At 61.6% G+C, this 21,645-nt stretch carries 20 protein-coding genes and 1 tRNA gene; 12 read left to right on the top strand and 9 right to left on the bottom strand.

Annotated elements, in window-relative coordinates; translation table 11 throughout:
- Nucleotides 1-428: 428 nt before the first annotated feature.
- A tRNA-Glu gene (locus ACGYLY_RS03200) sits at nt 429-503 on the bottom strand.
- 120 nt (nt 504-623) lie between these two features.
- Complete coding sequence (locus ACGYLY_RS03205; RefSeq protein ID WP_395283011.1) at nt 624-2,591, bottom strand: 3-hydroxyacyl-CoA dehydrogenase NAD-binding domain-containing protein; 1,968 nt, start codon at nt 2,589-2,591, stop codon at nt 624-626.
- A gap of 115 nt (nt 2,592-2,706) precedes the next feature.
- On the opposite strand from ACGYLY_RS03205, the gene ACGYLY_RS03210 reads away from it, so the two are divergent.
- The 3 genes from ACGYLY_RS03210 (at nt 2,707) to ACGYLY_RS03220 (ending at nt 6,034) form a co-directional block, all read left to right on the top strand.
- The gene (locus tag ACGYLY_RS03210) at nt 2,707-3,861 is read left to right on the top strand and encodes an acyl-CoA dehydrogenase family protein (RefSeq protein WP_395283010.1); all 1,155 of its coding nucleotides are present in this window, start codon (nt 2,707-2,709) and stop codon (nt 3,859-3,861) included.
- Between the two features lie 70 nt (nt 3,862-3,931).
- Nucleotides 3,932-4,303: a hypothetical protein gene (locus tag ACGYLY_RS03215; protein WP_395283009.1), complete on the top strand. Its 372-nt coding sequence runs from the start codon at nt 3,932-3,934 to the stop codon at nt 4,301-4,303.
- 237 nt (nt 4,304-4,540) lie between these two features.
- Nucleotides 4,541-6,034: a S8 family peptidase gene (locus ACGYLY_RS03220; protein ID WP_395283008.1), complete on the top strand. Its 1,494-nt coding sequence runs from the start codon at nt 4,541-4,543 to the stop codon at nt 6,032-6,034.
- Nucleotides 6,035-6,132: 98 nt separating this feature from the next.
- Here the strand turns inward: ACGYLY_RS03220 and ACGYLY_RS03225 are convergent, their stop codons facing one another.
- Complete coding sequence (locus ACGYLY_RS03225) at nt 6,133-6,750, bottom strand: DNA-3-methyladenine glycosylase family protein (RefSeq protein WP_395283007.1); 618 nt, start codon at nt 6,748-6,750, stop codon at nt 6,133-6,135.
- A 91-nt stretch (nt 6,751-6,841) separates the two neighbouring features.
- Nucleotides 6,842-8,200, bottom strand: coding sequence for a RimK family alpha-L-glutamate ligase (locus ACGYLY_RS03230; protein ID WP_395283006.1), 1,359 nt, complete (start codon nt 8,198-8,200; stop codon nt 6,842-6,844).
- A 135-nt stretch (nt 8,201-8,335) separates the two neighbouring features.
- On the opposite strand from ACGYLY_RS03230, the gene ACGYLY_RS03235 reads away from it, so the two are divergent.
- The 5 genes from ACGYLY_RS03235 to ACGYLY_RS03255 all read left to right on the top strand — a co-directional run bounded on the left by ACGYLY_RS03235 (nt 8,336) and on the right by ACGYLY_RS03255 (nt 13,137).
- A complete protein-coding gene (locus tag ACGYLY_RS03235) occupies nt 8,336-9,412 on the top strand; it encodes a succinylglutamate desuccinylase/aspartoacylase family protein (RefSeq protein ID WP_395283005.1) in 1,077 nt (358 codons plus the stop codon).
- A gap of 248 nt (nt 9,413-9,660) precedes the next feature.
- Nucleotides 9,661-10,053, top strand: coding sequence for a succinate dehydrogenase, cytochrome b556 subunit (gene sdhC / locus ACGYLY_RS03240; RefSeq protein WP_395283004.1), 393 nt, complete (start codon nt 9,661-9,663; stop codon nt 10,051-10,053).
- Nucleotides 10,054-10,422, top strand: coding sequence for a succinate dehydrogenase hydrophobic membrane anchor subunit (locus tag ACGYLY_RS03245; RefSeq protein ID WP_395283003.1), 369 nt, complete (start codon nt 10,054-10,056; stop codon nt 10,420-10,422). It abuts the gene before it with no gap.
- The gene (locus ACGYLY_RS03250) at nt 10,419-11,285 is read left to right on the top strand and encodes a succinate dehydrogenase/fumarate reductase iron-sulfur subunit (RefSeq protein WP_395283002.1); all 867 of its coding nucleotides are present in this window, start codon (nt 10,419-10,421) and stop codon (nt 11,283-11,285) included. The genes ACGYLY_RS03245 and ACGYLY_RS03250 overlap by 4 nt, the downstream gene beginning before the upstream one ends.
- Before the next feature lie 16 nt (nt 11,286-11,301).
- On the top strand, nt 11,302-13,137 hold the full coding sequence (locus tag ACGYLY_RS03255) for an FAD-binding protein (RefSeq protein WP_395283001.1): 1,836 nt from the start codon (nt 11,302-11,304) through the stop codon (nt 13,135-13,137).
- Nucleotides 13,138-13,514: 377 nt separating this feature from the next.
- On the opposite strand, the gene ACGYLY_RS03260 is transcribed toward ACGYLY_RS03255, so the two are convergent.
- Together ACGYLY_RS03260 and ACGYLY_RS03265 are read right to left on the bottom strand one after the other, a co-directional pair.
- Complete coding sequence (locus ACGYLY_RS03260; protein ID WP_395283000.1) at nt 13,515-13,712, bottom strand: XapX domain-containing protein; 198 nt, start codon at nt 13,710-13,712, stop codon at nt 13,515-13,517.
- A 42-nt stretch (nt 13,713-13,754) separates the two neighbouring features.
- Nucleotides 13,755-13,907, bottom strand: coding sequence for a hypothetical protein (locus ACGYLY_RS03265; RefSeq protein WP_231182747.1), 153 nt, complete (start codon nt 13,905-13,907; stop codon nt 13,755-13,757).
- A gap of 323 nt (nt 13,908-14,230) precedes the next feature.
- Here ACGYLY_RS03265 and ACGYLY_RS03270 point away from each other — a divergent pair, with 323 nt between their 5' ends.
- Both ACGYLY_RS03270 and ACGYLY_RS03275 read left to right on the top strand, forming a co-directional pair.
- Nucleotides 14,231-15,253 carry a DUF1616 domain-containing protein gene (locus ACGYLY_RS03270; protein ID WP_395282999.1) on the top strand — a complete coding sequence of 341 codons (1,023 nt, stop codon included), beginning with the start codon at nt 14,231-14,233 and terminating at the stop codon, nt 15,251-15,253.
- The gene (locus ACGYLY_RS03275; protein ID WP_395282998.1) at nt 15,253-15,834 is read left to right on the top strand and encodes a metal-dependent hydrolase; all 582 of its coding nucleotides are present in this window, start codon (nt 15,253-15,255) and stop codon (nt 15,832-15,834) included. The genes ACGYLY_RS03270 and ACGYLY_RS03275 overlap by 1 nt, the downstream gene beginning before the upstream one ends.
- 20 nt (nt 15,835-15,854) lie before the next feature.
- Here the strand turns inward: ACGYLY_RS03275 and ACGYLY_RS03280 are convergent, their stop codons facing one another.
- Genes ACGYLY_RS03280 through ACGYLY_RS03290 form a run of 3 tightly spaced genes read right to left on the bottom strand, consistent with a single transcriptional unit; the run spans nt 15,855 to nt 18,768 of the window.
- Complete coding sequence (locus tag ACGYLY_RS03280) at nt 15,855-16,094, bottom strand: hypothetical protein (protein WP_395282997.1); 240 nt, start codon at nt 16,092-16,094, stop codon at nt 15,855-15,857.
- Nucleotides 16,095-16,141: 47 nt separating this feature from the next.
- Nucleotides 16,142-17,158 carry a lipid II:glycine glycyltransferase FemX gene (locus ACGYLY_RS03285; protein WP_395282996.1) on the bottom strand — a complete coding sequence of 339 codons (1,017 nt, stop codon included), beginning with the start codon at nt 17,156-17,158 and terminating at the stop codon, nt 16,142-16,144.
- Nucleotides 17,155-18,768 carry an alkaline phosphatase family protein gene (locus tag ACGYLY_RS03290; RefSeq protein WP_395282995.1) on the bottom strand — a complete coding sequence of 538 codons (1,614 nt, stop codon included), beginning with the start codon at nt 18,766-18,768 and terminating at the stop codon, nt 17,155-17,157. Before ACGYLY_RS03290 ends, ACGYLY_RS03285 begins: the two co-directional genes overlap by 4 nt.
- 313 nt (nt 18,769-19,081) lie before the next feature.
- Between ACGYLY_RS03290 and ACGYLY_RS03295 the strand changes: the two genes are divergently transcribed.
- Together ACGYLY_RS03295 and ACGYLY_RS03300 are read left to right on the top strand one after the other, a co-directional pair.
- A complete protein-coding gene (locus tag ACGYLY_RS03295; protein WP_395282994.1) occupies nt 19,082-20,026 on the top strand; it encodes a hypothetical protein in 945 nt (314 codons plus the stop codon).
- Between the two features lie 190 nt (nt 20,027-20,216).
- Nucleotides 20,217-21,644 (top strand): hypothetical protein, encoded by a 1,428-nt coding sequence (locus tag ACGYLY_RS03300; RefSeq protein WP_395282993.1) that lies wholly within the window; start codon nt 20,217-20,219, stop codon nt 21,642-21,644.
- Nucleotide 21,645: the final 1 nt, after the last annotated feature.

Genomic DNA, 21,645 nt, shown 5'->3' on the forward strand with positions numbered 1-21,645 from the left:
GAGACAGCCGAGAATAATAAAGATATCCGCTAGTTCTTTGAATCGTCAAACATTCGCAGTTTGTTCTCGAATTTTACAAGGCTATATTATGGTGGATTTGGTGTATTCTGATCCTGGTGGAATTATTGTATTGTGATCAAAATACGACACCGACTTCGCACGAATACTTCGACAGAAATCACCAGCACCGTTCATGATCCTCGTTTGTTATTCGAATGTGCGCCGCGACAGCTCGGAGTCATCCCCGCGCACTGCTCCTCGCGACTTCGTTCCTCGAAAAGATATGTAATTGATATATGCGGTCAGGGATTTGAACTCGCCGAGACGGTCCGGGCGTGCGGCGCTCCGCGCCGTTCCGGGCTGCGTCTCGGCTGCTCAAATCCCGACTCTGCGCGTCTTTCATCACTCACTTCGTTCGTTCAGAAATATGCTCGGTCAGGGATTTGAACCCTGGTCCTCGGCTCGAAAGGCCAAGATGATTGGCCGGACTACACCAACCGAGCGTAGCGCGCTTCTGCGCACTCATTGCTTTCTGGTGGACTAGTTTAAACCTTCCGTTATCGACCGACAGCGGGCGGATTTCGCGTCAATCGGTGCCACCCCGTTTGGGATGGGGTGTCAGTCTACTTCCCTTCGAATTCGGGTTCCTGTTTTCCCATGAAGGCGGTGATTCCTTCCATCAGATCGTCGGTGGCCATCAGGTGGCCGAAGGATTGCGCCTCGATTTCGAGTCCCGCTTCCGTGCTCTCCCAGCCCTTGAGCATCGCTCGCTTCGTGAACTTCTGTGCGATGGGCGGGCCGCCCGCGAGTTTCGCGGCGAGTTCGAACGCGCTGTCCTCGAACTCCTCGGTCGGCACGACCTCGTTCACGAAGCCGTAATCGGCCATCGTCTCGGGGTCGAAGCGGTCCGCGGTGAAAATTATCTCCTTCGCTCGTCCCTCGCCGACGATTTGCTGGAGGCGTTGGGTGCCGCCCCATCCCGGCAGGAGACCGAGGTCGTGTTCCGGTTGGCCGAGTTCGGAGCGCTCGCTTGCGATTCGGAGGTCGGCACACATGGACAGTTCCATGCCGCCGCCGAGGCAGTAGCCGTCGATTCCGGCGACGACGGGCATCGGACTGGATTCGAGTTTCCCGAACGTCTCCTGGCCCTTCCGCGAGAGGTCGATGGCACCGATGGGGTCGGCACCGCCCGCGGCCATGCTCTGCACGTCGGCACCGGCGGAGAACGCCTTGTCGCCTTCGCCCGTGATGAGGATTGCGCGGACATCGTCGTCCTCCTCCAACTGGTCGATTGCCTCGGCGAGTTCGTCGAGGAGTTGCCCGCTGATGGTGTTCATGCGGTGCGGACGGTCGAGGACGATCTGGCCGACCATCTCGCCCGGTTTCTCGATGCGGACGGCTTCGAACTCGATACCTTCGTCCTCGTCTTTGTCCGCGAAGCCGCCGACTTCGGCGCGCTCTTCGAGGTAGTCCGCGGGTTCGTAGCGCGCCGCACCCGTCTCCTCGTGGAGGGATTCGAGCGTTTCGAGCAGGGTGTCCAGTCCGGCGTCGTCGGCCATCCGGGCCGGTCCTTCCGGGAAGCCGGCGCCGAGCATGACCGCCTCGTCGATCTCGTTCGCCGGTGCGACGTCGTTGCCGACGAGGTTCGCGACTTCGTTCGCCATCACGGCCTGCAGGCGGAGGACGATGTCCTCGCTTCCGGCATCGGTCGGGATATCGACGCCGCCGTTCTCGTAGTCGTAAAAGCCCTTCCCGGTCTTCTTCCCGAGGTTCCCTTCCTCCACCTTCTCGGCGAGGAGCGGACACGGTTCGTAGGCATCGCCGAGCACTTCGTGCATGTATTCGAGGACGTGATAGCCGACGTCGACGCCGACTTGGTCGGCGAGTTCGAAACTGCCCATCGGCAGGCCCATGTCGAACTTCGTCGCGCTGTCGACTTCCTCGACGGTGGCGTCGCCGGACTCGACGATCCACGCCGCCTCGTTCATCAGGGGAACGAGTACGCGGTTGACGATGAAACCGGGGCTGTCCTTGCGCACGCGAACGGGAGTTTTGCCCATCTCCTCGGCCAACTCCTCGGTCACGTCGAGAACGTCTTCGTTCGTGTGTGCGCCCGTGATGACCTCGACGAGTTGCATCCGAACTGGCGGGTTGAAAAAGTGCATCCCACAGAACCGTTCGGGGCGGTTCGTCACCTCGGAGAGTTCCGTAATCGAGAGGCTGGACGTGTTGGTGGCGAAGATGGCGTGGTCCGGGGCGTACTCCTCCAATTCGCCGTACACGTCCTTCTTGATGGCCATCTTCTCGGGAACAGCTTCGATAACGAAGTCCGCGTCGGACACGGCTTCCTCGAAGTCCACGAGGGGTGTCACGCGGTCCAGCGCGGCGTCCGCTTCCGCCTCGCTGATCTGTTCTTTTTCCGTGAGTTTCCCCAGACTCCACTCGATTCCCTCGTAGCCGTTCTGGACGAACTCCTCTTCGATGTCGCGCAGGTTCACGTCGAATCCCGCAAGTGCGGCGACTTCCGCGATTCCGTGGCCCATGTTGCCAGCACCGAGAACCGCTATGGTGTTGATATCTTCGAGCGCCATGTGAGAACCCTCGTTACGGGGGTGTTTCAACGTTTCTCTCTACTAACTAATAAACGATCTTCGAGTTTATATCCGGTTACAAAACGATTTATCCGTTGCCCCGTAAGTCGTTGGCATGGACTTCGAACTGACCGACGAGCAGCAAGCGATCCGTGACGAAGTACGACGATTCGCCGAGAACGAGGTCGAACCCATCGCGAAGGAGTACGACCAGAAGGAGGAGTACCCGTGGGAGATCATCGACAAGGCCGCCGAGATGGGCCTGACCGGCGCGAACATTCCTATCGAATACGGCGGCGCGGGCTACTCGCCCCTCGAGGTCGCCATCATCGTCGAGGAACTGTTCGCCGTGGACCCCGGCATCGGTCTCTGTATCACGAGTACGGCCTTCGGCGGCGACGCCATCCGCGAGTTCGGTACCGAAGAGCAGAAAGAGGAGTACCTCGCCCCTGTCGCCGCCGGCGACGCCGTCATGGGAACCGCCATCAGCGAACCCGACACGGGATCCGACGTTTCGTCGGTTTCCACCACGGCCGAGAAGGACGGCGACGAGTGGGTCATCGACGGCAACAAGATGTGGATTACGAACGGTTCCATCGGCGACTTCTTCGTCGTCATGACGAAGACCGATCCCGAGGCAGAGGACCGCTACGCCGGCTTCTCGCAGATCATCGTCGAATCCGACCGCGACGGGTTCGAGGCCGACAAGATAACCGGCAAGCTCGGCATCCGCGCCTCCGACACCGCCGAACTCATTTTCGACGACGTGCGCGTCCCCGAGGAGAACCTCGTCGGGACGCGTGGCATGGGTTTCCTCCAACTCATGCAGTTCTTCGACGAAACTCGGACGGCCGTCGCCGCACAGGGCGTCGGTATCGCCAAGGGTGCCTGTGAACGCGCCCTCGATTACGCCCAAGAGCGTGAACAGTTCGGGCGTTCAATCAGCGACTTCCAAGCGATTCAGCACAAACTCGCCGAGATGCACACGAAGACGGAAGCCGCGCGCAACCTCACCTACAAATCCGCGTGGAGCGTCGCCAACGGCGACGGGCAACTGACCCAACTCGCGTCGATGGCGAAGGAGTTCTCCTCGCGTATCGCGGTCGAATGTGCGGACGAAGCGGTCCAGATTCACGGCGGATCCGGGTACGTCAACGACTTCGACGTGGAGCGACTGTACCGCGACGCGAAGATCACCCAAATCTACGAGGGGACGACGGAAATTCAGAAGAACATCATCGCTCGCGAACTGCTTGGAAAGGGGCTCTAAGGCCGTTCCACCCGTGCCTACATGCGTAGGCGTAGTTCTTTTACGGATGCTAGCTATTGTATTAATTACGATGAGTTCCGACTTTACCGGCGTTCCGGGAGCGAATTCGAAGAACGACGACGTCCATTCGGACGACCTCGACGCGGTGATGGCGGTGTTAGCGGACTATCGCCGTCGCTACGTCCTCTATCATCTTCGAAACTGCGAAACGCCCGTCGAACGCGAGGAACTCGCCGACCGGATCATCGACTGGGACGACCGGACGACCGAACACGACAAGCCGGACGTTCTCACCGAACTCCATCACAAACACATCCCGAAGCTGGAGGAGGCCGGCATCATCGAACGGGACGGCGAACGCGTTCTACTCGACGAGTCGGACGTGCCGATAACGTCGTACCTCGACCTCACCAGGGAGTTAGAACCCTCCACGAGTTTCTAGCCGGCACCATCCGGGACGGTATCTATCCCTTCTCCGCGAATCCGAATCGGGGAACGACTGCCCTTTCATCCGTCGTCTTCGTGGCATTTCCGCCGTCTCATCACCTCGTCATCTCCTTCTTCCGACGACTAATTCGATTCAACTGGATAGCATTCTGATAAAAAACCTCCTACTCTTATATTTTGCAATAATTTCGAATATTAAGATTAATATGTGGATGATAGTATATGTAAACGAATGCCACGAAAACCGACGCGCCGTTCTTTCTTGAAGGGTGCAGGGGCCGCACTAACCGGAGTAGCGCTGACGACACCGACCGTTTCGGCACGGTCGCAGGAAGATCGATATATCGTCGACTTACGGGACGCCTCGTCCGACGTTCTCGACGGACTCGAAGTCGTCCATCGGTTGGACCAGATCGACATCGCCGTGGTCGAGGGCGAAAAGAGCGACGTCAGCGGAACGCGCCACTCGAAGGACGTCGAGATGGAGTTCGATCGAGCCGAAACCGAACACCACGAGCACCCCCACCACCATCCGCACGACACGCGCTACGACCTGCAATGGGACAAACAGGCACAGGACGTCCTGAAAGTCCACCGCAAGACGCGTGGGGAGGGAACGCGCGTCTCGGTCATCGACTCGGGTGCGCTCGAAACGCATCCGGACCTCCGGCACGCGCTCAACACGGACCTCTCGATGAACTTCACCGGCGACGGCGGGGACTTCAACCCGATACTGAGCGACCACGGAACGCACTGTGCGGGCATCATCGCCGCGGACGGATCGAACGAAGACGGCGTCATCGGCACCGCACCCGACACCGACCTCGTCGCCCTTCGCGTGTTCACCGGACCGTTCGCCGTCTTCGGCGACATCATCGCCGCGATGGAACACAGCGCGGAGATCGAATCCGACGTGGCGAACATGAGTCTCGGCGCGTATCCGCTCCCGAAGGATGCCGACACGGAACTGTTACAGGAGTCCATCGAACGGGCGGCGGACTTCGCGAACGAACAGGGAACGCTCCTCGTGGCAGCGGCGGGGAACGACGCCGTGAATCTGGACGAGGATGGCGACGTCATCAGCCTCCCGAACGAGGCGGACAACGTGTTGAGCATCAGCGCGACCGGTCCCATCGGGTTCCTCTGGGACGACGAGAAGCGCAAGGAGAAGCACGAGGAAAAACGCGGCCACGGCGGTTGGCATCACGACCGTCGTCACTACCGGCGGGCGCTTCGCCGTCTCCGCGAACCGACGACCGAACCGGCGTACTACACCAACTACGGCGCGGAGGCTATCGACATCAGTGCCCCCGGCGGGAACTTCGACCGAGAAGCGTCCGAGGACGCCAACGCACAGTACGACATGGTGCTCAGTACGGTCTTCGACTGGGGCGACGAGGACGACGACGCGGACATGGTTCCCGCGTACGCGTGGAAGGCGGGGACGAGCATGGCAGCACCACAGGTGGCCGCCGTCGCAGCGCTGGTGAAGAGCGTCAACCCGCACGCGACGCCCGCCGAAGTGCGAGCGCATCTCGAAGCCACCGCCCGCGACCTGCACAATCCGACATACCACGGCGAGGGCCACCTCGACACGAAACACGCCGTGTGGCGGAACATTCGGAATCACCACCATCGACACGGACACGACCACGGCGACCATCACGGTGATCACGGCGACGGACGCGGCCACGACGACGATGACGGCCACGGGCACGACGGCTGACGATTCCGTCCCGCGGTACGAGGAACCCTGACGACCCTCTTCGTTCTTTTCCCGATCGGATTCGATACGCGTCCGTCGCAACGATGATCGTTTTCCGATCAGTCCGACTCGTACTCCGCCCAGATGTATCGGGTCGCGACCGAACGGTACGGCCGCCACCGTTCGCCGATTTCACGCATCTCCTCGCGCGTCAACTCCTCACCGTCGCCGTACAACTGCTGGATGCCGCGCCGAACCGCGAGGTCGCCCAATGGGAGAATATCCTCGCGCTCCAGCACGAACAACAGGTACATTCTCGCGGTCCAGTCCCCGACGCCCTTGATTTCGGTTAGCGCGTCCACGACCTCCTGGTCCGAGTGGTCGGCCAACCCCTCCACGGTAAAATCGTCGCGCTGGAACGCACGCGCCGCGTTCTTCAGATACTCGACTTTCGTTCGCGAAAGCCCGGCGTCCCGTAGGGCCGCCTTCTCGGCGGCGAGTACCGCTTCCGGCGTCACGTCGCCGAGCAAGGTGAAGACGCGCTCTTTCACCGCCGCGGCGCTCGCCGTCGACAGTTGTTGATTGATGATGGAGATACAGAGCCGCTCGTACTCCGTCCAGTTCGTCTCCGTGTACGGGTCGTGTTTGTCGAGCAATTTAGCCATCACGGGGTCCGTTCGGAGGACGGTCTCCACGTCATCGAAATCCGTCCCATTCCCGTCGCGGGATGTCTCCATACTGTCCTTCGGTAGGGATTCGAACGTAAAAAACGGCGTGTTTGGTGGTTTTCTGGGAGTCCCTGTTCACGTCACCTTCGAACGCGGTCGATCACCCTTCCTGTTCTTCCTCTTCTTCCATCTCGGCTTCCTCCTCGCCGTCGACGCGGCGGCGCACGTCCACCTGATAGTGTTCGAGGATGTCGCGGCCGAGGAGGACCGGGTAGTCCATGTGACCTCGGTCCTCGATGCTCGCGGTGACGGTGTGGCGGTTGCCGCCGACGCCGATGACCACGTCCACGACTGGGCGCGATTTGCTCGACTTTCGGCTTCCGGACTTGACGCGCGTCATGCTTTTGATGGGTCCGGCACCGATCTGCGCCGCGAGTTTGGTGTCGATGCTCGACCGAGTGGCACCGGTGTCGGATTTGGCGACGACCGTTTCCGACCCGCTCGTTCCGCTCACCAAGACCTCCTCGGTGTAGCCGATGACGACCGGTTCCGTCGGTTCCGCCGTGGCGCTGACGGGTTTACACGATGGGACCGAGTCGTCCAGCGTGGCGGTGAGTTCCTCGACGCGGGTGTCGTCCACTTCGCCGCCGCCCGCTTCGATCGCGACTTTTGCGATGTACGGGGCCGCGCTCCGTCCGGTCGCCTTGTACAGCCCCTTGAATCCGGCGGTCGGATTCACTTCGAGGACGTACCAGCCGTCGTGTCCCTCGATGAGGTCCACGCCGGCGTAGTCGAGGCCGATAACGTCGGTCGCTCGGCGGGCGATGTCGACCACGTCGTCGGGAAGCGCGTCGGTCATGTCCTCGACGTCGCCGCCGAGCGCGACGTTCGTCCGCCAGTCGTTTTCCGGTGCGTAGCGGTTCATTGCGCCGACGATCCGGTCGCCGACGACGTAGACGCGGAGGTCCCGGTGTCGCCCCTCGTCGCGCTCGATGAGTTCCTGCAGGAACGCCTGTCGTTCGCCGACGCGCGGGTTGACCAACTCGTCCGCGCCGACCTTCCACGTCCCGCCGCCGTGCGTTCCGATGGCGGTCTTGTAGACGGCTTCCTCGCCGTAGTTCGATCGCCCGTCGTTCAGGCGGTCGGTGTTGAGCGCGAGGAGCGCGTCCGGGACTTGGACGCCCGCACTCGTGAGACTCGCGGCGGTGGAGAACTTGTGAATCGCCGTCATGACGGCTTTGGGACGGTTGAGGGTCGGTACGAGCGAGTCGTAGATGTTTGCGAGACCGAGGGCCTCCGAGGGTTGTTCGGTATTGGACAGCAGCAGTCGGTTCGCGACGACGTCGATGTCGGGTTCGAGCGTGATCGACCCGTCCTCGATTTCGACCGCCGTGTTCTCGTGGCGAAGCCACTCCGGTTCGTGGCCGAGGTCTTCGATGGCGTTGCAGATCGCTTTCGTTTCCTTGCTGTTGTGCAGACTGAGTATCCCTACGCGAACAGGTGAACCGTCAGAATCCATGTGAGGGTACATTTCGCCCGTTCGGCCTTAAATCGTTCTCACTTGATTTGAAGCGTCAACGACCCTCATGGAATGGTTTCGGAATCAGACAGATGTAGTAGTATGTTTTTATGCGGTCGCCCCTGAGTGCTGTACATGACCGGGGACGATGCGGAGCCGTTTACCTACAATGGCGGTATCGTGAAGCCGGGCGAGACGCAGAACATCCGGTACGGAATCAGCGAGACGTATCTCGGTGATCCCGTACGGATTCCCGTCACAATCATCAACGGGGAGTATCCGGGACCGACGGTTTTTCTCTCGGCGGCGGCGCACGGTGACGAACTCAACGGTATCGAGGTCGTCCGCGAGGTCGCCTACGACTGGAACCACGAGGAGTTACACGGCACGATCGTCTGCCTGCCCGTACTCAACGTCCCCGGCTTCCTCGCCCAACAGCGATACCTCCCGATCTACGACCGCGACCTGAACCGCTCGTTCCCCGGCCGTGAGGATTCGACGAGCGCGAAACGGATGGCCGATCAGATATATCGGAACTTCCTCGAACCGTGTGACCTCGGCATCGACTTTCACACGTCCACACGCGGCCGGACGAACATGCTCCATGTCAGGGCCGACATGCAGGACCCCGACGTCGCCCGGTTGGCGCGCGCGTTCGGTTCGAACGTCATCATTTCCTCGTCGGGTCCCTCCGGAACGCTTCGACGGGAGGTGACCGACGGCGGCGCGCCGACGATAACCATCGAGATGGGCGAGGCCCACCGGTTTCAGCGACACTTCATCGACCGGGCGCTCGAAGGCGTGATGAGCGTCTTCGCGGAGTACAACTTCCACCCGGACGACCCAGTGAAGTGGCCCGGATGGCGGACCGTCATCGACGACGAGAAGGAAAAGACGTGGCTTCGCGCGGACGCCGGTGGCCTCGTGGAGATGCACTACGACCGCGGCTCGTTGGTCTACGAAGGGACGCCGATCTGTTCCATCACGAACCCGTTCAAGACGGAACGCGAAACCGTCGAAGCACCCTTCACCGGCCTCCTCGTCGGGGTTCTCGAAAACCCCGTCGTGTATCCGGGCAATCCGCTCTGTCACATCGTCGAACTGAACGCGGACACCCGCCGGGCGCTGAAACGCGACCGGGCGCACGCCGAAACCGAGGGCGACGTGCAACCCCCGGGATACGTCGGCACGCCCGAACTCGCCGATCAGTGATCCCGGGGTCGTCTCGACCGAGAAACCGGCAATCTTCGAGTTGCCGACTCGATGACAGCTAATTTTGCCGCAAAACGGAAGTCGGACGGGTGAGAGGTCCGAATACCGAACTGATGGGGCACTTTTACGCCGAAATCCGACATCCGACGCTCCCTTCGGAAGAGCTATCAACGCGGCCGCAGTTCGCCGGCGCGAACGCGGACAGGTAGTAACTTCTATTTGCTCCCAGTACCGACCATCCGATTGGAATGAGTCAATCGTACAACCGGGGCCTCATCGAGGACTTCGGCCGTTGGCGCGAGTTTTCGGCCGGGATGTGGGCCTGGATTTTCCACAAATTTACCGGATGGGTACTCATCGGCTACCTGTTCACGCACATCGCCGTACTGAGTACCGCCACGGCAAATCCAGAGACCTACAGAGCCACCATCCAAGGACTCGAAGGGCTGACCATCGTCCGAATCGGTGAAGTGGGCCTGCTCGCCGTGGCCGTTTTCCACATTCTCAACGGCGTCAGGCTACTCTTCGTCGACTTGGGTGTCGGACTCGAATCGCAGGACAAGAGCTTTTACGCCTCGCTCATCGTGACGGCCGTCATCGTCTTGGCGAGCGTTCCGACGTTCTTGGAGGGGGCGTTCTGAATGGCAGAGCGCTATTCTTCCTTCCAGAGCGGAAGCATGACGTGGTTCCTTCAGCGCGTCACGGCGGCGTTCCTCGTCGTCGTGCTGGCGTTCCACTTCTTCATGCTCCACTTCGTCCACCACGCGCCCGAAATCACGTTCGCGGGGACGCAGGCTCGGATGTCCCAGTGGGGGTATTTCCTCACGATGACGCTGTTCCTCATCACGGCGGCGTTCCACGGCGTCAACGGCGTCTACGCCGCCCTGCTCAATCAGGGCCTCACGGGCGGTCGAAAGACCGCGGTCAAATGGGTCCTCATCGTGGCCGGCGTTCTGCTCTCGGCACAGGGAATCTACGTCGCACTCGTCATGAACGGGTTGATATCATGAGCACGCAACTATCCGAAGAGACGGAAGCCGAAACCGAAACGGAGCGCATCGAAACCCCCGGCGACCGCCGCCGAGCGGAAAAGAAGGCCCGAAACGAGCAGTCAACCGAGGCGCAGGAGTCGCCCGAGACGGACGAGGAGACGGTCCACCTCAAGGTGTTCCGCTACGACCCCGAGGTCGAGGGGAAGATGGAACCCCGCTTCGACGACTTCCACGTTCCCCTCGAAAAGGGGATGACCGTCCTCGACGCGTTGATGTACGCACGTGACCGCTTCGACACGACGCTCACGTTCCGTCACTCCTGCCGACAGGCCATCTGCGGCAGCGACGCGCTGTTCATCAACGGCACGCAGCGACTCGGGTGCAAGACCCAGATTTCGGACTTGGACGGGCCGGTCCGCGTCGAACCGCTCCCGCACGCCGAGGTCGTCAAGGACCTCGTGGTCGATATGGAGCACTTCTACGACCAGATGCACTCGGTCGAACCCTACTTCCAGACGGACGACAAGCCGAGCGACGAACTGGAAGAACAGCGCCAGAGTCGCGAAAACCGCGAGAAGATCAAGATGTCCACGCGTTGTATCTGGTGCGGCGCGTGTATGTCCTCGTGTAACATCGCGGCCGGCGACAACCAGTATCTCGGCCCGGCGGCGCTGAACAAGGCGTTCCGGTTCGCCATGGACAAACGCGAAGGCGAGGAGATGCGGAAACACCGCTTCGAAACCCTCGATCAGGAACACGGCGTCTGGCGCTGTCAGACCCAGTTCTCCTGTACGAACGTCTGTCCGAAAGACATCCCGCTGACCCAGCACATTCAGGAACTCAAACGGGAAGCGGTGAAGAACAACCTCAAGTTCTGGTAAGCCTAATTCAGACACAATGTACGAACACGACGTAATCGTCGTCGGTGCGGGCGGTGCGGGGCTTCGTGCGGCCATCGCGGCCCACGAGGAGGGTGCGGACGTCGCCCTCGTCACGAAGCTTCATCCCGTGCGAAGCCACACCGGCGCGGCGGAAGGCGGTATCAACGCGGCACTGAGAGAGGGCGACGACTGGGAACTCCACGCCTACGACACGATGAAGGGGTCGGACTACCTCGGCGACGCCCCAGCGATCGAGACGCTCTGTCAGGACAGCCCGAAAGAGACGATTCAACTCGAACACTGGGGGATGGCGTTCTCCCGCGAGGACGACGGCCGGGTGTCACAGCGCCCGTTCGGAGGACTCTCGTTCGCCCGAACGACCTACGCGGGTGCGGAGACGGGTCATCACCTGCTCCACACCATGTACGAGCAGGTCGTCAAACGCGGCATTCAGGTGTACGACGAGTGGTACGTCACCAACCTCGCGGTCACGAATCAGGACGATCCCGCGGAGCGCGACTGTCACGGCGTCGTCGGCTACGACATCAAATCGGGCAACGTCGAGGGCTTCGTCGCCCGAAACGGCGTCATCCTGACGACCGGCGGCCTCGGACAGGTCTTCGACCACACGACCAACGCGGTGGCCAACACCGGCGACGGTGCCGCGATGGCCTACCGCGCGGGCGTCCCGCTGGAGGACATGGAGTTCATCCAGTTCCACCCGACGACGCTTCCCTCGACCGGGGTTCTCATCTCCGAGGGCGTACGCGGCGAGGGCGGCATCCTCTACAACAGCGAGGGCGAGCGGTTCATGTTCGAACACGGCTACGCGAACAACGAGGGCGAACTCGCCTCCCGCGACGTGGTCGCCCGTGCCGAACTGACCGAAGTGAACAACGGGCGCGGAATCGAAGACGAGTACGTCCACCTCGACATGCGCCACCTCGGCGAGGAGCGCATCATGGACCGCCTCGAAAACATCCTCCATCTCGCGGAGGACTTCGAGGGTGTCAACGCGCTCGAAGAACCGATGCCCGTCAAACCCGGTCAGCACTACGCGATGGGCGGCATCGAAACCGACGAGAACGGTCACACCTGCATCGACGGCCTGTACGCAGCGGGCGAGTGTGCTTGCGTGTCCGTTCACGGGTCGAACCGCCTCGGCGGCAACGCGCTGCCCGAACTCATCGTCTTCGGCGCCCGCGCGGGCCGTCACGCCGCCGGGAAAGACCTCGGCGAACCCGAGATCACGACCGGCAAGACGGACGACACCGAGATGGGCGACGTCGATACGCCCGTCGAACCCGGCGCGGTCGCATCGGACGACGACGGCGCGGTGGCGGACGGCGGCGCGACGCTCGCCGACCCGACCCAGACGGTCGAAGCCGCGTTGGAGGCCGAGCGAAACCGCGTCGAAACCCTCCTCGAAAAGGACGACGGCATCCAGCAGGCCGAACTCCGGGCAAAACTCCAGAAGGCGATGACGGCGAACGTCAACGTCTTCCGGAACGAGGACGGACTCAAGCAGGCGCTTCGCGACATCCGCGAGGTCCGCGAGGAGTATCAGGACGTGTACGTCAACGACCCGTCACGCACGTTCAACACCGACCTCATCCACACCATCGAGATGCGGAACCTCATCGACCTCGCCGAGGCCATCACGCTCGGCGCGTTGGCCCGTGACGAGTTCCGTGGCGCTCACTGGCGACAGGAGAACCAGAACCGCCGCGACGACGTGTGGCTGAAACACACGCTCCTCTCGTGGGAGGACGGCACGCCGCAACTCTGGTACAAGCCGACCATCCTCGAAGGCGAAAACAAGACGTACGAGCCGAAAGAACGCAGTTACTAAGAACCCACCTTTTACGACGGTCGAAAGCCAGCGGTCGGGTCGAAACGACCTGACCGCTGGCAGTCTCTCTGTAAAAGCTGGACCAAAAGCATACCTCCTTCATTTTGCCGAACGACTCGCTGGGCGAGTCGTTCGGCTCCATTCAGTCGGTAGCCCGGAAAATCTCCGATTTTCCGGTGTCTCACGATTGCGGCGCGACTGTGACGGCTCGAAAGACCACGATCTTTCGGTGAGTGACTGGGTGGTTGTGTCACCTGCCGACTTTGAATGGTAGCGCCGATTGCTGATTCGGTGGTCGCGCTGCTCTTCGTTTTTCAGTGGTCACGTAGAAGCTGTCCGTTCGGGTGCGTCGATACACATGCGTCATTTCGTCCGTTTCATCCGGCGAGCGTCGTGAGAAGCGCGTCGACGCTCCACCCCGCGGCGTCGACGATTTTGAATCCGAGATAGATACCGACGATTCCCATGATCCCGGGCAGTTCGGGCGGCGCGGGAATCGGCGCGCCGACGAACTTGAACAGTGCGCCGGTCAGCAGTCCGGTCAGTAGCGCGAGCGCGGTGAGTGTGTAATCCATCGGCTATGCACTCCGAAGACGGCGGTGAAAAGTGGTTCGGAGTCAACGGCACTGCGAGAGCGTGTGCGCCGCCGCCAACGGCATCGATATCCACGCCTCGTCTCGTGTAATGTCGGCGATGATGGCTAACTCGTCGCCGTCCTCGTCTTCGTCGACGGCGAACATCACGTCGCCGTCGGGAATCTGTTCGTCCAAGTCATCGGTTGCGCGTGTCCAATTCAGATTCGATCACCGTCATTCACTCGCCGTTGCTTGGCAAGCACGGAGGTGTATCTCGCCTTCATCCCCTTTGTTATGGACTTCCTTCCGCGTCACAATAACCCCTTACCGGGCCGAAAACCGCGGTTTCGAGGGGTTGACGGGGTAGTAGGGGTATCGAACAGCGTCGGGCCGGAAGTACGCGCTGGATAACAAAGTACCAGCCGAGAATACGACCCTCACGGACTGATTTCGATGCCTTTCCGAGAACAACGGACGGACCAGCACCGCACGAAAACAACACGTGAGTTATTACCGACATGAGCCACGAAACGAACGACTCCTGGTGGGCCAAAATCACACAGCCGGTGTTGGAGTTCCCCGTCGATTTAGCTATCCTCGGTATCGTCGTCATACTCCTTTCACTTGCGCTCGTACAACCGATGGTGTACGGAACCCCGCTCGCCGTCGCGTTGGGACTTCCGCTCGTGTTCTTCGCGCCGGGGTACGCCCTCGTCGCGTTCCTGTTCCCGAAGGAGGGGTCGTCGCAGTCGCAGAAGTGGACGAGTCCGGCAAGGGTCAGACAGCACGGCGTCACGGGCGGCGAACGCTGTGCACTCTCCTTCGGCGTCAGCGTCGCCCTTTTGACGCCGGTCGGAGTGCTGTTTTCGCTCGCTCGCCTGCCGTTCGTCCCGGTGTACGTCATCGCCGCCGTCGCCGCTTTCACGCTCCTCGTCTCGATCTTCGCGGTCGTTCGCCGGTTCAACGTCCCGAAAAAGAGCCGACTGTCGGTGTCGGTCCGCGGGGGCGTAACCCATCTGTACCGTGTCATCTTTCACGAGGAGTCGGCGGCGGACGTGGTACTCAATCTGGCGCTCGTCCTCTCGGTCATCGTCGCGCTGACGACCGTGGGATTCGCCGTCGCCGCCCCGCAGGACGGGGAACACTTCTCGAACCTGTCGTTGCTCACGCGGAACGATAACGGGGACTACGTCACGGAGGGTTACCCCACGAACATCACGGCGGGCGATCCGAAACCCGTGTTCGTCTCGGTGCAGAACCACGAGGACGAGACGACGGAGTACACCGTCGTCGCTCAACTTCAGCGCGTGGAGCAGCGTCCGAACGGCGGTGCGCGCGTCACGGAACGCGAGGAAATAGGTCGGTTTGACCGTCGGGTTTCGGCGGGTGAGAGGTGGCGAACGCGCCACGACATCGATCCGACCATGACCGGTGAGGACCTTCGCCTCGTCTATCTCCTCTACAAGGGCGACCCGCCAAGCGACCCGACAACGAAGAACGCGGTTCAACACACCCAGATTTGGGTCAACGTGACAGCATAATGTGGCCGTGGGAACATCTCGCGTTCGGCTATCTCTCCTACTCCGTTTTCAGACGCCTGTGGACGGGACGCGCGCCGCGAAGCGACGCAGTGGTCGTCCTCTGCGTTGCGACGCAACTCCCCGACCTCGTGGACAAACCGCTCGCGTGGTCCCTGTCGGTGCTTCCGAGCGGGCACTCGCTGGCCCACTCGCTCGTCACCGCGGCCCCGCTGTCGGCGGTCGCACTCCTCTTGGCCCACCGAGCGAAGCGAACCGATATCGGCGTCGCGTTTACTGTGGGCTACCTCTCGCACCTCGCGGGGGACATCATCTACCCCATCGCAGTCGGTAAGACTCCCTCGTATGACTTCCTGCTGTGGCCCCTCGTTCCCGTCCCGACCGACCGGTCAGGTCTCGGGTTTCTGGCACGATTTCACGAGTACTTCGGCGACTACGTCACACATCTCAGCGATCCGGCGATCAGGGGATACATCGCGCTCGAACTCGGCCTGTTGCTGGGCGTGTTCTGCCTCTGGCTCTTCGACGGCATGCCGGGCGTGCCGCGGAAAATCGTCCGTTACGCGCCGGTAATCGGTCGATAACGATCACTCCCTGACGTCTTTCATTCCGTCGAGGGTACCGTTCCGCAGCGGTGACAGGTGACGCTGTCGGGGCCGATTCTCGCGCCGCACGACGGACAGTTCGCTTCGTCGGCCGGGTCCGTGGAATCGCCTCCCGACTGCGATGACAGTCCGATTGCGACCAGCACGAGTCCCGCGATGATGATGCCGATTTGGCCGAAAAACGAGCCGATGCCGAAGAAAACGAGCGCGATTCCGGCCGCGACGAGCGGATTCTCCATACTTCCGCCAGCGATGGCCGAATAATAAGTTTTGTCAGGTGTCCTGCCTATCTGAACCGCTTGTACATGTCCGTCAGCAGGTTCATCATTCTCGTGCCGCGTTCCAAACTGTGATACCGGACGAGTTCCGGGTTGAACTTCGCCTTGTACCCGCAGAGTCGGCGCTCGTTCGCGCCGACGAGGTCGTAGCGCGGGATTCCCTCCTCCATCGCGTCGCGCATGATGGCCCAGTCCACGAGGTCGTTGATGGGCACGTTGAGGTCGTGTTTCGCGCCGCCCTGCCAGCGGTAGACGCGTTCGTCGTCCGCCAACGCGACCATTCCGCCCGCGAACTCGCCGTCCACGTCACAGACGTAGGGTCGGACCGCGCCGTCGGGCAGGAACCGGTAGAGGTCCACGACGAACTGCGGCGAGAGGCGGTACGGTTCGTCCTGTTCGTCGTGACGGGCTTTCACCTGCCCGATGATTTTTCGAATCGCTTTCGGCCCGCCGACGTGGATTTCGTACCGTTCGTCGTCGGTCCTGATGTTGCTCCGGGCGTCGCCGCTGAAACTGGACAGCACGTCGTCTTCGCCGGGCGTGAGGTCTACCTCGTAGGTGTGTCGCGGCTGAATTTCGAACTCGTTCCACTCGAACGGACGGACGTCGTCGTAGTTTCCGCCCGTCCGAACGTGGACGTACTTCGGCGCGAACTCTCGGTCGAGCCAGTCGAGACAGCCGTCGATGAACCGTCGGTGTCGTCGCTCCGCCTTCCGTCGCTTCAGTTTCCCCATGTTCAACAGGACGGGGCCGAGGTGCGGGAGCCAGAGATTCGGCGGCGGCGAAAACGCCGTGGTCACACCTCCTTTCGAGATGGTGAAGGCGGGAAACAGCCCGACCGGTTCCTGTCCCTTGTAGCCCACGAGCGGATGGAACGTCGCGCCCGTGTGATCCGCCTGCACTTCGAGAGCCTCTAACCGGTGGAACACGGCCCCCTGTGGCGACCGCTCCACGAGTCCGTTCCAGCGTTCCACGTCGTTCGTCCGTTCTACCCTGATGCCGTTCTTTTCGATTGTAACACTCATTCGAGGTATCCGAGGTCTGCAAGTCGCGTTTCCACGCGCTCGTCGTCCGTTTCGACCGTCTCACCCGCGTCGAACGCGGGGTAGCGCTGCTCGCCCGCCGGCTCGACGACGGGCAGGACGCGCCCGTCCATCCGGTCGCTCGTCGGGAGTCCGAAGGTGGACAGAATCGTCGGTGCCACGTCGAAGAGGTGGGCACCGTCGAGGCTCGCATCGGGGTCGACTCCCGCGCCCGCCGCGGCGAAAATCCCGTTTCGCTTGTGGTTCCACGGTTCGCGCGGTTTCCCGAACTGCTGGCCGCGCAGTTGGGCCGAGAGGAACTGGTCGTACTCGGCGGGAACGCACGCGATGTCCACGGCGTCATCGCTGTACGGACCGGTGAAGAACTCCTCGCGCGGGGCAACGGTTTCGAATACGGGGTCGCCGTCGGGCGTCCTGACGCCTCGTAGCTTCTCGATTATCTCCGCGCGAACCGACTCGTACTCGTCGGGCGAGACGACGCCACTCGGGTCGCGCCCCTCGACGTTGAGTCGGACGCCGCACTCGATTCGGTCGCGCATGTACGCGACGGAGTTGGGGAAGTCGACCTGTTCGGTCGCCGCACGGATGAAGTCCTCCGGGACGCGCTCGGCGACGAACGTGTCCAATCCCGCGCGTTCGAGGACGGCACCGATTCGTTGACTCGTGATGCCGACCTTCGCGGCGATGGTGAGTCCCCGCTCGGCCATCCCCTGTTCGCGCGGCGAACTCTCCTTCCCTTGCTGGAGTTGGTTGCCCGCGATGGTGGACCACGACGGCATCCCTTCGCCGCCGCGGGCGGTTTCGACGTACCCCTCCTCGTGCAGGAAGTCGTTGACCCGGAACTCGTAGCCGGTGTACTCGCCGATGCCGTGGTCGCTGGCGACGACGACCGTTTCCGGGTCGCAGGCGTCGAGGATTTTCCCGACCTGTTCGTCCACCGCCTCGTAGACGGCGCGGACGACGTCCTCGTCGCCGGGATGTTCGTGAAACAGCGTGTCCGTACTCTGGAATTGAACGAAGCCGAAGTCGGGGTCGAACCGATCCGCGAGGTATCTAAATGCGTCACCGCGCATGCGTGTGAGACGGCGATACCATTCGACCGATTTGTCCTCGGGGAGGTTTCGCGGCGGATACACCCGGTAACCGCCTATTTCTTCCCGAACGTCGTCGAGAAGCCCGTCGGGATGGCACGCCGGGTTCTCCGGCGCGGTGTATCCCGGCAGTACCGCGCCGTCGATTTCCCGCGGCGGGTGCGTGACCGGTGCGTTGACGACGACGCTCGAAAGTCCGTGTTGATCGAGCAGTTCCCACAGCGTGTACTCGCGGACGCGGCTCGCGTTAACGACGTCCCAGTCGTAGCCGTCGAAGTGAAGAAAGCCGAACACGCCGTGTTTCCCGGGGTTGACTCCGGTGTACAGCGACGGCCACGCGCTCGGCGTCCACGGCGGAAGCTGTGATTCCAGTGGCCCGGATGACCCCTCGTCGAATATCGAGCGGAGGTTCGGCAGCGCGTCCTCCTCGAACAAGGGTTCGAGGACGGACCGGCACCCCGCGTCGATGCCGATGAGAAGGGTCTGCATCTGACAATCCATGCTGCCTCGTGAAACCCCACCTTCGTCCTTTGTTATGCGTGGGTTTCCGGCCGTATATTCGGGTCGTACTCCTCGAATTCCGTATCGAACGGGATAGTAGGGCGAGCGTGCGTCTCAATACAACGTTTCCCCGGTTTCGACGCGAATTACCCTGATTCCGGTATATAGTGCCGGCTCCACGGTGGCGGAGATCTTGACCTTCGGCGGTCCACTCGCCGCTCCACTCGATTCGGCCAGTACACTTAAATTCGCAATACAGCATTGAAGGAGAATCGGAACGTACTTAAATCAGTAAGATAGCATTGAACCTGCAATGGCACGCGACGAAACGACACACAAGCGGATCGAAACCAACGAGAAATTCGAACGTAACCGGCGATCGTTCCTGAAAGCGGCAGGTGCGGCGGTAACGACCGCAGTCGGTCTCGGCGTGGCAGGCGGAAGCGCCAGTGCGAGCGAGTATGAGACGATTACCGTCCCCGCTGGCAGCACGAAGGACATCACGGTCGGCGATGGCAAGAACTTGGAGAACACCCTGATCGACCAGAGCGCTCCGGGCGCGGCGGCGACGATTCGCGCCAGTGGAAGCGACTGGGCGATCCGAAACGTCGGGTTAAAAGGCGGTTGTGGCGCGACCAATTTCGGCTTCTTCAGTATCATGCCGAGCGTTTCCTCGGGCGGCAAGGGTGTCATCGAGAACGTCTACATGGGCGACGGCGCGGAGACGAACAGCGCCAACGAGGCCCAACCCGGTGGTCTCTGGGTTAACGCGAATGCGCCCCACGAGGGCGACCTCACGATTCGGAACACGAACATTCAGAAGTACGCGAACAACGGTCTGTACGGGAGCGGTCCCGGTGCGGCGAACGGTGCCGGGTCGGGCGGTCCCGTCAAAGTCGAGGGCTGTTACTGTGCGAACAACGACATCGCCAACGTCCGCCTCGGAACGCCGGGTTCGCATGTGAAGGATACCGTCATCGAGAACAACGGCGCTCCCGTACATCACCCGAACGGACCGAACAAGCGCGGAATCTGGGGCTGGTATGTTCCCATTATCGTGGAGAACTGTGATGTCCGCACCACCGAATACGACGCGGTGAACGGTGGGTTCCACGGCGGCGAGGTCATGGTGAAGAACTCGCAGGTGAAGGGACCGACGAGCGGCTCGGTCGAGACGAAGAACGTCGGCAGCAACCCGAAGACGAAGATTCCGAAGACGGTCCCGAAGAGTGCGGAACAGGCGGCAAAAGGCAACTGAACGGCCAACTAGTGCGATTATGTGACATCTTTTCCCGTCGATACGGGTTCTATCCCCGGTAAGCTACCGTTTCCGCGCGGAAACGTCAGCATTATATCCATAGGTCCTGATAGCAATAACCTTTAAATTTCTACAAATCCCCCGGGTCTGAACCGTAATTTACTTAAATTGGTACTGTGGCATTGAATTCATGGCACGCGACGATGCGGTACGCGACGTACCGAACAACGGTCTGTTGAAGCGACGTTCGTATCTGAAATTCGCCGGAGCGACGGCGGCGGCGTTCGCAGCCGCCGGCTCGGCGACCGGAAAGAAGTATCGAACCATTACCGTCCCGGCGGGGACGAAAAAGACCATCGAGGTCGGCGACGGTGAGACGTTCGAAAACGTCCTCATCGATATGACGGCGAACGGTGCATCCGCACAGATCCTCACCACCGGGTCCGGATGGACAGTTCGAAACGTCGGATTCAAAGGCACGCATCCGGGCGGACACTACCTCATGACACCCGGTGTCTCGGCGACGAACGGCACCGGATTGGTCGAGAACGTTTACATGGGCGACGGACAGGTCGCTCGAACCAAGAGCGGTGGAATCTGGCTCAACGCGAACCTCCCCCACCGCGGCACCATCACTTTCCGTAACGTCCACATCGCGAAGATGATAGACAACGGCCTGTACGGTTCGGGTCCCGGAGCACGAGGGTACGGCGGGAACCTCCACGTCGAGTCCTCGTACTTCAAAGGCAACACCATCGCCAACGTCCGCCTCAACGGGAAGACACGCCCCTGCAACGTGACGAACACCGTGGTCGATACGAGCGGAAATCAGGCCTGTGGCGTCGGTTGTTCCGCCCCCGGTTCGAAGAACACGCGCGCGATCTGGTCGTGGTACGGCGAAACCCACCTTCGAAACTGTGACATCGTCGGTTCCATCTCGACCGCCCACGGCGGGACGGTCACGAAGACGAACACCCGGACCGGTAGCAGTGCGGACCTGACGCCGCCGAAAGGCGTTCCGATGACCGCGGAACAAGCCGCGAGCGGCGCGGGCGGTAGCTCCGGCAACCGCAAGCAGTCCACCGCGAAAAAACAGGCCAAAGCACGGGGTCTCCCGAACGTCATCAGTATCTCCAGTTCGAACTCCGGTGCGCCCGCCTCCTACGAGTTCGAGGTCGCCGGAAAAGTGCGAAAATCCACCGACCGCGGTGCGTCGAAGGACAGCGACGACAGCCTCAAGCACGGCATGGCGAAGGGTTCGGTCGCGGGCGGTACCGACAGCTATCGGTTCTCCGGAACGCTCGCGAGCTTCAGCCTCGACGGCAACGCGACCGTCTTCTTCAACGGCACGAAGGTCACGCCGGGTAAACTCGGCCTGCCGAAGACAATCGTCATCGACGGAACCGTAAACGAAGGCTCCAACGCCTACTCGTTCGACGTGGACGGTTCGGTCGCGAAATCCCATGCCCTCGGGTCGGTGAACAAGCACGACTCCGTCCACGGCACTCGCGTCGAAGGGGAAGTCTTCGGCGGCAAGGACGGCTACCGCTTCTCCGGCGACCTGAAACGCCTTCAAATCGACGGCAACGCACGCATTTCACTCGGAACGGAGGAGTGAT

This window comes from Haladaptatus sp. CMAA 1909, from assembly GCF_043952005.1.
Lineage (GTDB): Archaea > Halobacteriota > Halobacteria > Halobacteriales > Haladaptataceae > Haladaptatus.